The sequence below is a fragment of the Litoreibacter roseus genome, from assembly GCF_009811795.1.
In the GTDB taxonomy this organism is placed as follows: domain Bacteria; phylum Pseudomonadota; class Alphaproteobacteria; order Rhodobacterales; family Rhodobacteraceae; genus Litoreibacter; species Litoreibacter roseus.
Genome location: NZ_BLJE01000001.1, coordinates 76,127 through 88,239 on the forward strand (window position 1 = coordinate 76,127; position 12,113 = coordinate 88,239).

A 12,113-nucleotide genomic window follows, 5' to 3' on the forward strand; every position below is an offset into this window, starting at 1 on the left:
ATCATGTCGCATATTCTGGCGATTGATCAGGGGACAACGTCGACCCGTGCGATTGTTTTCGATGGCGATCTCAAGGTCGCGGCGTCGGCGCAGCAGGAATTTCCGCAGCATTTTCCGCGCTCTGGCTGGGTGGAGCATGATCCCGAGGATTTGTGGTCAACTACTCTGGACACCTGTCGGGATGCGCTGAAAAAAGCGGGTCTGGAGGCTCGCGAGATCGCGGCCATCGGGATCACAAACCAGCGTGAAACCACGGTGGTCTGGGACAAGAGCACCGGTAAGGCCGTTCACAACGCCATAGTTTGGCAGGATCGACGCACGTCGGATTACTGCAGGCAGATGCGAGATGCGGGCCATGAGGCGATGGTCACGCAGACGACCGGTTTGCTGCTGGACCCGTACTTTTCCGGCACCAAGCTGCGGTGGATCCTAGAAAACGTGAACGGCGCGCGGGCGCGGGCTGAGGTGGGGGATCTGCTTTTTGGCACTGTCGACAGCTTCCTGATCTGGAAGCTGACGGGCGGCGCGTCCCATGTGACGGACGCGACAAATGCCGCGCGAACGTTGCTCTATGACATTCACAAAGGGTCTTGGAGCGCGGAGATTTGTGAGCTGTTTGATATCCCCATGGCGATGCTGCCCGAGGTCAAGGATTGCGCTGCAGAGTTTGGCGAAACGCAGCCTGATTTGCTGGGCGCAGCCCTTCCGGTTCTGGGCGTCGCTGGCGATCAGCAAGCGGCCACTGTGGGGCAGGCCTGCTTTGAGCCAGGCATGCTGAAATCGACCTATGGCACCGGGTGTTTTGCGCTGTTGAACACCGGGGCGAAGCCTGTGGCGTCAGAAAATCGGTTGCTCACGACTATTGCGTATCAGTTGGATGGGGTTCCGACCTATGCGCTGGAGGGCTCGATCTTCGTGGCCGGTGCGGTCGTACAATGGCTGCGCGACGGGCTCAAGATCATCAAGGATGCCTCTGAAACGCAAGGGCTGGCCGATCAGGCCGATAAGGGGCAGTCGGTCATCCTGGTTCCGGCCTTTACCGGGTTGGGCGCGCCCTATTGGGATGCCGAATGTCGCGGCGCGATCTATGGGCTGACTCGTAACACCGGGGCGGCAGAACTGGCGAAGGCCGCGCTTGAGAGTGTAGGCTTCCAAACCCGCGATTTGCTTGAGGCGATGACCGCCGATTGGGCCGGGACAGATCAAGCCGATGGTGGGCGCAGCGTGCTGAGGGTCGATGGCGGCATGACGGCCAGCGATTGGACGATGCAGTTTCTCAGCGACATCATCGGGGCGCAAGTTGATCGCCCCGAAGTGCTTGAGACCACGGCCGTGGGCGCAGCTTGGCTGGCCGGCATGAAGGCTGGCGTTTACCCGGATCAGGCCGGATTTGCGAAAAGCTGGGCACGGGATCGCCGGTTTGAGCCGAAAATGGATGAGGTCGAGCGCGATGAAAGATACGCAGCCTGGAAGAAGGCGGTTGCCGCCACGATGAGCGTCTGACGCGCCATGCCGGGCCGGATGTTTCTGACGACACCGTTGCCTGAAATTGCAGTGAAGTTGGGGGCAACGCTGGAGGGGCTTGGTGACGAACCGGCCCGCCTGAATATTGCGCCGGGCGAGACTATCGCGGTTCTGGAACAGGGGCATCTGATACAGATGCGATGGGGTATTCTGCCAGTTGCGCGGAAGAACGCTCGTGGCAGGCCGGTGATGGAAACGATCATCAATGCGCGGTCCGAAACGGTGTTCGACAAGACAGCCTTCGAGGGCGTACGGCGTTGCGTGGTGCCCGTTGACGGCTGGTATGAATGGACCGGTGAGACCCGCAAGAAAACGGTTTGGCGGATCGCGATGAAAGATGAAACGCCGCTCTATTTCGCAGCGATTGCAGATACTTGGGTCGGGCCGGGCGGGATAAAGCTGGATCAGGTTGCCACGGTCACATGCCCACCCAACGCGGATCTGAAAGATATACATCACCGCATGGGTGTTCTGTTGCGGCGGGACGATATCGGGGTATGGCTGGGCGAAGATGAGGCCGCTGCCCGCGCGTTGATGGTGCCGTGGCCCGATGGTCTTCTGGACATCCGCAAGACCGAAGATCCGGGTGCGATTTGACCAACCCCGGCAATTCGCTACGGTGATCCCACATTATCATCACAATCTGGGAGGTCGCCATGTCTGTCGCACGCGTTACAGAGATCATTTCATCATCCACCAAGAGCTTTGAGGACGCCGTCGAAAACGGGGTCGATCGGGCTTCAAAGACCCTGAAAAATGTCGAGGGTGCTTGGGTGCAGGACATGAAATGCACCGTCGATAACGGCAAGATCTCCGAATACCGGGTGATCCTGAAGGTCACTTTCGTGCTCGAAGACTGATGTTTCTGCCGCATTGCAGGATAATTCTCTGCGATGCGGCGTGATTGTTGCGGCTTCCGCTTCCGTCTAGCCTCAGTTGAGCTATAGTTCGGTATATGACGGGTAAAATCATAACAGTCGCCCAGCAAAAGGGCGGATCGGGGAAAACCACGCTGAGCGCTGGCTTGGCGATGGCCGCGGTCGAGGCGGGCAAGTCCGTCGCGATCATAGACAGCGATCCGCAAGGTAGCCTTGGGCGTTGGTTCATGGCCCGTCACGAGGCCGGTCGGGCGGATGGCGTGAATTTCTCGACCGCGTCTGCCTGGGGCATCGCGTTTGAGTGCGACAAGCTGAAGGCTGATCATGATCTGGTGATCGTGGACACGCCGCCCAAGGTGGATGCGGATTTACGCCCTGCCTTTCGGGCGTCGGATTTGATCATCGTGCCGGTTTCCGCCTCTCAGGTTGATGTCTGGGCCACGGAAAGCGTGCTGGAACTTGCAGAGCGTGAAGATCGTCCGGCCATGGTCGTGCTGAACCGGGCGCGGTCTGGCACCCGTTTGGCCACCGAAATTGGCGAGGCGATCAGTGGGATGCCTTGCATTACGGCAGACACGGTTATCTCGAACCGCGTGGTCTATGCCGAAGCGATGGGGCAGGGCAAAAGCGTCGGCGAGGCGCAGCGTACCGGCCCGGCAGCGCAGGAAATGCGCGCGCTGAGCAAGGAAGTTTTCAAGCAGCTTGGTCTTTGAGGACGGGCTTCAAGACGGCCGCCTGAACAGGGTGACGGCTTGCCGTGTTTTGGCAGGTCTTACCTTACCCAGCAAACCCTCGGCAGTTTGTCGCTAAATTCACGGTCCTGTGGCCTTGGCTTTTGGAGCCTTTGCCCCATCTCATCCTTCAACACTTTGTTTGTTGCTCGGAGGAATGAAGCGAATGTCGCGAATGGAAGAGCGTATTGCTGAGGGTCAGAAAATGAAGATGCAGCAAGAGCTGAGCCAGAAAACCGAAGACGCCTTGGCATCGATTGAGTACAGCGAACGCCGGTCAGAGGCTGGTGGCTACGCCGTGATCGCCGGTGCTATGTCCTATGGCGATGCCTCTTTGGGGGATGGATTGTTCGCGAAAGCCTCCAGCGCTGCGAAATGGTTTTGCATCTGGATGGCGATGATTATCCCGGTCTACCTGTTCTGGGCCGTGGTGTTTTAAGCGACTTTCGATCGCTCTATCTCGTCCGTCTGATCGTCCGGAACATCCTGTTCAATGTAGCCAAGTTCTTGCGACCATTCAGAAATCTGAACCTCAAGGCTTTTTGGCTGCGGTCTTTGACGTGGGATCAGCAGGGTCGTCACGACAGCTGTTCCACCAATGGCCACGTAGACCAGTGTGGCATCGGAAAATCCAAGACCGAACAGCAGGACGGACAGCACCGCCACAACGCTTCCCAAGACACCGCCTATCACAATAGCAATCACGCCCATTTCCTTTGCCTTCCTCGACTTAACCCAAGGACAGCATCGGTCAGAAAAGCTTACGAAATGTTAAGATTGCCTAATGGCAGTGGATTTTCCGCGTGATTTTGCCGAAAATTCGCACGGGTTTCCCAAGATATGGCCCGCATCACAGGCCTGTCCGCTAGATTTTGCGGGAATGAGGCGGGCGCGCGGGGCGCGCCGGCCGAGTGCTTCTCAGCAAAGCTGAACCGACTGGCGCTTAGGCCAGAACGATGTTGGTCGCGCTTTCGCGTCCGTCACGGCCATCTTCGATGTCGAAGGTGACTTTCTGGTTGTCTTCCAACGTGCTGAGGCCAGCGCGTTCCAGGGCAGAGATGTGCACGAACACGTCCTTGCTGCCGCCGTCGGGTGCAATAAAACCAAAGCCTTTGGTGGGGTTAAACCATTTCACGGTGCCTGTGGCCATCCGAGTGTCTCCATTATCAATGCTGCCCGCGGAGGTGCGGCAGCCCGGCGTGGTCGGTCTGGATCGAAGGACTGACAGCCGTAAGGGAGGCAGTGGGTCGAAAAAGGCAAACGTAGCCCCACGCATATGGCCCTTCGCCGGGCGTATGTAAAGGGCCAGCGCATCGGATCGGACCTGCGTCGGACTTTTATCGGACATCCATCGGACCGTCCGCGCGCTGGGTTTTGACGGTTTTAACCCCGCCTGCGGCAAAAGGGGCGCGCATCTTTCCAAGGGACAGCCCCATGACGACACCACGCCTGACCAAAGCCCAACGCATCGCCCGCGACAAACTGAATGAATATCTGTGGCATGCGTCGAACGAGGCCGAGATCACGGTGGCCCTGCGCCAGGAAGTGCCGGAGGCGTGGTACCGGCTGGAGAAGGATCTGGACGTGGCCGAGAAGAAGGTGAAGGTCACGCTGATGCTGGATGAGAGCGTGGCGAAGTTTTTCCGGGGCATGGGCGCGGGCTATCAGGCGCGGATCAACCGGATCCTGGGCACATGGGCGCAGATGAAGATCATGGGCGCGCTGGAGTGGGAGGCCAAGCTCGATGAGATCCTGTCCGAGGGCGTGCGGGCGAAACAGGCCGACGGCAAGCTGCGCCGCGCGGCGGAGGAGGGCTGAGCAGGCTCAGGTCCCCGACAACTTCGCGGCGATCCGGTCCTTGAGGCGCATCCGTTCCTTGCGAAGCTCTTCCTCGCGAAACTGATCGCACGGCTCCACATTGGTTTCAGCGCGATGCACGGCGCGATTGACCTCGTGATAAGTGTCAAAGAGACGCTGGAACTCACCGTCGGTCATCTTCAATGTCCGGATCTGATCGGTCTTGTCCGGAAATTCTTCGTGTAGCTCGTGTGGGGTATGGGACATGGGGCCTCCGTTCGTGTTCGGGCGGACCATGGAAGGTGTCAGTGGGGGCGGCGTTGATTTGGATCAAAAGGGGGGGCGCTGCAGGTCATTCAAGTCGCATTTTGAAGATGTGAAATCCGTCACATTGGGTCATGCCCTGCATGGACACGGACAATTCCGCAAGGTTGTGCTCATAGAAGCTGCGATAGTTCATGCGGGGGATTTGGAAGATGTCTGCTAGACGCTGATCGAGGAACCGGTCCTGATCCTCGCCAAAAAGCTTCTTCAGGTCGGTGTGCGCCCCGAGAATTGCGACCGTAACATCGGCGGATTTCAGACCTTGCGAAGGCAGGCCGGGAGACAGATCTGATCGCACAGCCACATCCGCAATCCAGGTGTCCCAGCGAAAGGCAAGCGGCACGCGACCAATTTTGTCTTCGGGAATAGCGTTAGCCGTAATGACCTCGGCGTACCAGTCGTCATACGTCACCACGCGAAAGCCGGAACATGACACGTTTTCCATCGGCGTCTCTGCTTTGCGATCCACGGCGCGCAAGGCGAGTTCGGCGGTCAGGCTCGCTGTATCAATGTCGGTATATTGCCGTGCGCGCCGCTCAATGATCTCTGATATCGGCGTCTTGGCAAAGCTGACGTAATCCGCGATGAAATCATTGAAAATGATGAGTGGATCGCCTGATGGCGTGGCCGGTTGCACCGTAGCGATTAGGAGGAATAAGAGGGTGAGAGGAGATTTGATGGAGTGTATCTTTCGGGTAGACCGATCCAACATGTTCTATCTCCTTTCTATCAAAGTCGCGAAAATGTCTCCGATGGATTTTCGCCAATCGGCAGCGTCGACACCTTCTAGGTCTTCGTAAGTAAAATACCACAGGGCGACGGCAAAACACTGGTACACACGTTCAGGATTATCATAGCTGTCGTTATGGACCGTTAAAAACAACCGACCTGCGTTTGAAAAGTCAAATGTCTGAATGTAGCATTCATCCGTTTCCGTAGGGGTATTGAGTACTTTTTCCTGAGCTTCCGGTGTAAGCATGTATATCGCATCCCGGGTCACTCGGCGGCCAGAAATATAGCCTTCGCCGGCCGAAAATATGAAGTTAAAGCGCCTAGATACTACGCGTCCGTTCACATCGGACACACTGCCAGAGTTCAAAACTTGATAGGTTGTCAGGATTGCGCCCATGTATTCCTGTGTTATTCCATCGCTGATCCTTAGGGCGGGTACAATTTTCTTGAGTTCTATCTCTTCGGTGTTGGTTTGCGCTTCTGCCAGCGCACTTCCGAGCGTAGATATGAGGATACATGCGCTTAGAAGCACTTTAATAATATAATGGCATTTTGGGTTTGATTTGAATGTGCTGAGCCGCATGATTTGAACCTGTATTTTCCTACTATTATACCGCTTTATAAATGAGCCTTAGATCTTTTCGCATCGCGTTTAATAGCTGCGTTTCACCGAGTTCCCTGTCTTTACTTCCAGCAAATGACAATTTGAAATTTTCCAGAGCCACCATAAAATTTCGAGACGCGACTAGCTTGCAGCGCATCTCCCAGTATCTCACGTTCAGTCTCGCATCATGAGAATTTTTGGGCACACGGTGATATGCATCCAAAAAACCAACGTAGGCAGTCTTCTTTCTTCGAATATGCGTACATTGGATCGGTCTGTCCGCCCTAGTACCCATTGTACAAAGACTGTCAGAATTGACCCGATTGCGAAGAAGGAAATCGAGGTTTCCAAGTATTTCATTTGCAGTCTCGGATTAATATTAATTTGAAATTGGGTTTACCCCCTACCCACTAATGCTTCTGGTGTGCAAATTGCACCGGGTGCCGCTCTCGTCGCTTTTCGATGAAAAGCGACTGCCGCGCACGCGTCGCGTTGGAGGCAACGCGACGGTTACCTCGCAAATTTCTTGTATTTTACCCGTTTGGGCTCGACGGCATCGGGGCCCAGTCTCCGGATTTTGTCTTCTTCATAGGCTTCGAAATTGCCCTCGAACCACTCCACATGGGCTTCGCCTTCAAAGGCTAAGATATGCGTGCAGAGCCGGTCGAGGAAGAACCGGTCGTGGGAGATAATGACAGCGCAGCCCGCGAAGTTTTCCAGCGCGTCTTCGAGCGCGCGCAGGGTTTCGACGTCCAGATCGTTGGTCGGCTCATCGAGCAGCAGGACGTTGCCGCCGGATTTGAGCAGTTTGGCCATGTGGACGCGGTTGCGCTCGCCCCCTGACAGAAGCCCCACTTTCTTTTGCTGGTCGCCGCCCTTGAAGTTGAAGGCGGAGCAATAGGCGCGGGAGTTCATTTGCGCGTCGCCCAACTGGATGATCTCGCCGCCGTCGGAGATCTCTTCCCAGACAGTCTTGTCGGCGCCGAGTGCATCGCGGGACTGGTCGACATAGCTCAGTTCCACCGTGTCGCCGTATTCCAGCGTGCCTTCGTCGGGCTGTTCCTGCCCCGTCAGCATCCGGAACAGCGTGGACTTGCCCGCGCCGTTGGGACCGATCACGCCCACAATGCCGCCGGGCGGCAGGGAGAAGCTGAGATCCTCGATCAGAAGTTTATCGCCGTAGCCTTTCTTGAGGTTCTCCAGCTCGATCACCTTGGAGCCCAGACGCGGCCCGTTGGGGATGATGATCTGGGCGCGGGCCAGTTTCTCGCGCTCGGATTGGCCGGCCATCTCTTCGTAGGCCTGAATCCGGGCCTTGGATTTCGCCTGCCGGGCCTTGGCGCCCGCGCGGATCCATTCCAGTTCGCGCTCCAGCGTCTTTTGCTGGGCCTTGTCCTCCTTAGCCTCGCGCTCCAGCCGTTTGGCCTTCTGTTCCAGCCACGCGGAGTAGTTGCCCTCGTACGGGATGCCGCGACCCCGGTCCAATTCGAGGATCCAGCCTGTGATGTCATCCAGGAAATAGCGGTCGTGGGTGACGATCAGAATGGTGCCCTTGTAGTCGATCAGATGCTTTTGTAGCCACGCGATGGTCTCGGCATCGAGGTGGTTGGTCGGCTCGTCCAGGAGCAGCATGTCGGGCTGTTCCAGCAGCAATTTGCAAAGCGCGACGCGGCGAGCTTCCCCGCCCGATAGGTTCTCGGGCATGGCGTCATCGGGAGGGCAGCGCAGGGCCTCCATCGCGATGTCGATCTGGGCGTCGAGGTCCCACAGGTTCTGGCTGTCGATCTCGTCCTGCAGCTTGCCCATCTCCTCGGCGGTCTCGTCCGAGTAGTTCATGGCCAGCTCGTTGTAGCGGTCGAGGATGTCTTTCTTGGCCTTGACCCCCAGCATCACGTTTTCCCGCACGGTCATGGCCTGTTCAAGATGCGGCTCCTGCGGAAGATAGCCCACATGCGCGCCCTCCGCGGCCCAGGCTTCCCCGGTGAAATCCGTGTCGATCCCGGCCATGATCTTCATCAGCGTGGATTTACCCGCGCCGTTGACACCCACAACGCCGATCTTGACGCCGGGCAGAAAGCTCAGGCGGATGTTTTCAAAGCATTTTTTACCACCGGGATAGGTCTTCGAGACACCATCCATGTGATAGACATATTGATAGGCAGCCATGTGGATCATCCCTTTATGTTTGGCACTTGATAGCGGGCGGCGTCCTGGGGGGCAATCGGGACTTGGCGCGGTTAAACCGCCCTTAAGACCTGTGGTGCAATGGTCCGCCAGACACGAATGACATGCGGAAAACCAATCGATGCAGTGGCCCAAACTCTCTGCCAGCCCCAGACTTGCGCGCGCGCTGGCATGGCGACCGAATTTGCCAGATCGGGTGACGGCCATCCTACCGAAAAATCTGCCGATTTCGGTGAAGATGCCGTTGGGGATTGCGCTGTTGTGCCTGACCGTCGCCGGGGCGACGGCATTCCATAGTTATTTCAAGTCGTCGTCGGTGATCCGGGATCAGACGATCGCCCGCTTTGAGTTGATGCTCGATGACCGGAAAGACGCGCTGGAAAGCTGGCTGTTCCAGCTCAGCCGCAACACGCTGGCGCTTGCGAAAAGCCGGTTTACCCGCGCGGCGACGATGCGTTTTATCGATACGTGGGATGATTTCGGCGCGGATGCGGGCCGTCATGTGCGCGAGTGGTATCAGGTGAAAAACCCGCACCCGCTCGGCGCGCGCGAGATGTTCAACGAAGCCGAAGACAAGAGCCGCTACTCCACCGTTCACGAGCGCTACCATAACGATTTTGCGGATTTGCGGACGGGGTTTGCCTATGATGAGATCTTCCTCGTCGATCGACGCGGTTATGTGATTTATTCGGTCACCAAGCAGGATTCCTTCGGCACCAATGTTTTCGAGGGGCCTTACGCGGACAGCGGTCTGGCGACGGCCGTTCGCGATGCGCTGAAGCAGGAAGAAGGGCATCTGTGCTTTGTCGATTTCGACGCATTTGAGGCGCAAGGTGGCGCGTCTGCGGCGTTCATCGCATCCCCGCTCTTTGATCCGCGTGGTGACAAGATCGGGGCTATCGTCGTGCAGGTCAGTGAACGGCAGGTGTCCACCATCATGGCAAAGGATGGTGGTCTAGGCAAAACCGGCACTGTCATGATTGTCGGAAAGGACATGCTGACGCGGAACGCCAGCCGGCAAGGAGCCGGGTATGACATGCTTCAATCCGTCGAAGGCAGCGAGCAGGTGCGCGCGGCCTTGGCCGGGGAGCGCCGCATTTTCAGGGATACCCCCGGGCCGCTGGGGCAGTCGGTGCTGGCCGTGACGAACTCGGTCAGCTTCGCCGGAACCACGTGGGGGCTGGTGGCACAGCAGGACGCGACGGAGGCTTTTGCCAGCATTACGGCCCTGCGCCGCAACCTCATGACGCAGCTGCCAGTAATTGCGATTGTGGTGGGCGTTCTGGGCAGCCTTTTGGCCCATACGATGACAGGGCGCCTGAAATTTGTGGACAAGGCTCTGCGCAGGCTTGCGCAGGAAGACTACGACATTGATATCCCGCAATCCGCCGTCAACGATGAGATCGGACGCATTTCGAAGCAGTTGGAAGATTTGACGTCGAAGCTGAAAATCGCCAAGGAAACCGATGAAGAACTGGCCGTTCAGCGCCACGAACAGGACCGCGTGGTCGAGCTTTTGCGGGTGGGTCTCAACAGGTTGGCTGCGGGCGATCTGACGCATAAGATTCGCGACTCCTTTGATCCCAAGCACGAGGTTTTGCGCAAGGATTTCAACGCCACGGTGGACACGCTGTGCACGGCCATGGATTCGGTGATCGAGCGCGCGCAGACGATCGGAACGGGGGCCAAGAACATCTCCAACGCGTCTGACGATCTATCCCAGCGCACGGAAAATCAGGCAGCAACCCTCGAGGAAACGGCGGCGGCCCTGGATGAGTTGACCCAGAGCGTCAAGGATGCGGCCGACGGGGCCAAGCAGGTTGAGGGGATCGTCGCCAAAGCCCAGCGCAATGCCAGCGACAGCGGCCGGGTGGTGGACGATGCTGTGGCCGCCATGTCCGAGATCAAGCGCTACTCGGACAGCATCTCGAAAATCATCGGCGTAATCGAGGACATCGCGTTCCAGACAAACCTTCTGGCATTGAATGCAGGTGTCGAGGCGGCCCGCGCGGGCGATGTTGGCAAAGGCTTCGCTGTTGTGGCCTCCGAAGTGCGGGCGCTGGCGCAGCGGTCGTCGGAATCCGCGAAGGAAATCAAGGCGCTGATCGATGACAGCTCCTTGCAGGTGGGCCGTGGTGTGGAGCTTGTGGGCGAAACAGGCGAGGCAATCACCAGCATTGTCGATCAGATCACGAATATTGCTGCCCTTGTCAGCGACATTGCCAGCGGCGCGGTCGAACAATCCTCTGGTCTGGGGGAGATCAACATCGGTGTCACGCAACTTGATCAGGTGACCCAGCAAAACGCCGCGATGGCAGAAGACGCGACCGCTGCGGGCTTTGCCCTGAATGCCGAGGCGACGCAACTCAATGAATTGATCGCGACCTTCAAGACGAAGGACCAAAGCACCAGTGCCCAGTTGATGCAGGACGGAAATGTCGTACCATTTGGTAAGGGCTGGACTGCCGGGACAGATATGACCGGGTCAAAGCCACCCGCCGCGCCCGAGGCGAAACCGGCTCACCGCAGATCCGAAGACCACGGGATCTGGAAGGATTTCTAGGACTATCTGTCTGTAAAAAACGAATTCATCCTAAGCCAAGCCTCTGCTACGAGCGGATTCATGAAGGTGACGATGAACGGCCTGCGGGCTTGGGATGGTTTGACGGTCGGTTTGCTGGGGGGATCTTTCGATCCGGCCCATGAGGGTCACGCTCATATCACGCGCGAGGCGTTGAAGCGGTTTTCCCTGGACGCGGTGTGGTGGCTGGTCTCGCCGGGCAATCCCCTGAAACAACGTGGCCCCGCGAGCTTTGAAAAGCGGCTGGCGGTCGCGCGCCAGGTGATGCAGCACCCCCGCGTCACAGTCACTGACATTGAATACCAGCTGGGCACGGTCTTCACGTCTCAAACGCTGCGTGCCCTGCGCGAGCGAATGCCTCAGACCCGGCTCGTGTGGCTGATGGGGGCGGACAATCTGGCCAACTTCCATCAGTGGCAGGGTTGGCACGACATCATTGAAACCGTCCCGATGGGCGTTTTGGCGCGCCCCGGCGACAGGCTGTCGGCCCGTCGGTCGCTGACGGCCCAGCGCTATGCCCATGCGCGCCTGCCCGGGATCGCCAGTCATATGTTGGCCCGCCAAAATGCGCCCGCCTGGTGCTATATCAACTTACCCCTGAGCGAGCGGTCGTCCTCTGCCATTCGCGCCGCCGGACAGTGGGACGCTGACACCTAGCCAATCATCAGCCACTGGACCGCGCAAACCGGTACACCCGTTCGCCCGGCAAAGCGCCGATTTCAAAGCCACAGAGCATAGATGCCGCGGCGAACACCGCT

General features: G+C 58.0%; 14 protein-coding genes. 8 read left to right on the top strand and 6 right to left on the bottom strand.

Features of this window, described 5'->3' with window-relative positions:
- Positions 1 to 3: 3 nt before the first annotated feature.
- The 5 genes from glpK to KIN_RS00350 all read left to right on the top strand — a co-directional run bounded on the left by glpK (position 4) and on the right by KIN_RS00350 (position 3,572).
- Complete coding sequence (gene glpK, locus KIN_RS00330) at positions 4 to 1,503, top strand: glycerol kinase GlpK (RefSeq protein ID WP_159803983.1); 1,500 nt, start codon at positions 4 to 6, stop codon at positions 1,501 to 1,503.
- 18 nt (positions 1,504 to 1,521) lie between these two features.
- Positions 1,522 to 2,121, top strand: coding sequence for an SOS response-associated peptidase (locus KIN_RS00335; protein ID WP_243144776.1), 600 nt, complete (start codon positions 1,522 to 1,524; stop codon positions 2,119 to 2,121).
- A gap of 59 nt (positions 2,122 to 2,180) precedes the next feature.
- Entirely contained in the window at positions 2,181 to 2,384 is a 204-nt protein-coding gene (locus tag KIN_RS00340) for a dodecin family protein (protein WP_159803985.1), read from the top strand.
- Positions 2,385 to 2,479: 95 nt separating this feature from the next.
- Positions 2,480 to 3,115 (top strand): ParA family partition ATPase, encoded by a 636-nt coding sequence (parA, locus tag KIN_RS00345; protein WP_159803986.1) that lies wholly within the window; start codon positions 2,480 to 2,482, stop codon positions 3,113 to 3,115.
- A 184-nt stretch (positions 3,116 to 3,299) separates the two neighbouring features.
- A complete protein-coding gene (locus KIN_RS00350) occupies positions 3,300 to 3,572 on the top strand; it encodes a hypothetical protein (protein WP_159803987.1) in 273 nt (90 codons plus the stop codon).
- On the opposite strand, the gene KIN_RS00355 is transcribed toward KIN_RS00350, so the two are convergent.
- Positions 3,569 to 3,838: a hypothetical protein gene (locus tag KIN_RS00355; protein WP_159803988.1), complete on the bottom strand. Its 270-nt coding sequence runs from the start codon at positions 3,836 to 3,838 to the stop codon at positions 3,569 to 3,571. The genes KIN_RS00350 and KIN_RS00355 overlap by 4 nt on opposite strands.
- A 238-nt stretch (positions 3,839 to 4,076) precedes the next feature.
- Complete coding sequence (locus KIN_RS00360) at positions 4,077 to 4,283, bottom strand: cold-shock protein (RefSeq protein ID WP_159803989.1); 207 nt, start codon at positions 4,281 to 4,283, stop codon at positions 4,077 to 4,079.
- A 284-nt stretch (positions 4,284 to 4,567) separates the two neighbouring features.
- Here KIN_RS00360 and KIN_RS00365 point away from each other — a divergent pair, with 284 nt between their 5' ends.
- Positions 4,568 to 4,951 carry a BrnA antitoxin family protein gene (locus KIN_RS00365; RefSeq protein WP_159803990.1) on the top strand — a complete coding sequence of 128 codons (384 nt, stop codon included), beginning with the start codon at positions 4,568 to 4,570 and terminating at the stop codon, positions 4,949 to 4,951.
- A gap of 6 nt (positions 4,952 to 4,957) precedes the next feature.
- Here the strand turns inward: KIN_RS00365 and KIN_RS00370 are convergent, their stop codons facing one another.
- The 4 genes from KIN_RS00370 to ettA all read right to left on the bottom strand — a co-directional run bounded on the left by KIN_RS00370 (position 4,958) and on the right by ettA (position 8,756).
- A complete protein-coding gene (locus KIN_RS00370) occupies positions 4,958 to 5,197 on the bottom strand; it encodes an HP1242/YdcH family protein (protein WP_159803991.1) in 240 nt (79 codons plus the stop codon).
- Positions 5,198 to 5,282: 85 nt separating this feature from the next.
- Positions 5,283 to 5,966 (bottom strand): hypothetical protein, encoded by a 684-nt coding sequence (locus KIN_RS00375; protein ID WP_159803992.1) that lies wholly within the window; start codon positions 5,964 to 5,966, stop codon positions 5,283 to 5,285.
- A gap of 3 nt (positions 5,967 to 5,969) precedes the next feature.
- Complete coding sequence (locus KIN_RS00380; protein WP_159803993.1) at positions 5,970 to 6,569, bottom strand: hypothetical protein; 600 nt, start codon at positions 6,567 to 6,569, stop codon at positions 5,970 to 5,972.
- 531 nt (positions 6,570 to 7,100) lie between these two features.
- On the bottom strand, positions 7,101 to 8,756 hold the full coding sequence (ettA, locus tag KIN_RS00385) for an energy-dependent translational throttle protein EttA (protein ID WP_159803994.1): 1,656 nt from the start codon (positions 8,754 to 8,756) through the stop codon (positions 7,101 to 7,103).
- 139 nt (positions 8,757 to 8,895) lie between these two features.
- Between ettA and KIN_RS00390 the strand changes: the two genes are divergently transcribed.
- On the top strand, positions 8,896 to 11,337 hold the full coding sequence (locus KIN_RS00390; protein ID WP_159803995.1) for a methyl-accepting chemotaxis protein: 2,442 nt from the start codon (positions 8,896 to 8,898) through the stop codon (positions 11,335 to 11,337).
- Between the two features lie 72 nt (positions 11,338 to 11,409).
- The gene (locus KIN_RS00395; RefSeq protein ID WP_159805266.1) at positions 11,410 to 12,012 is read left to right on the top strand and encodes a nicotinate-nucleotide adenylyltransferase; all 603 of its coding nucleotides are present in this window, start codon (positions 11,410 to 11,412) and stop codon (positions 12,010 to 12,012) included.
- The last annotated feature ends 101 nt before the right edge of the window (positions 12,013 to 12,113 follow it).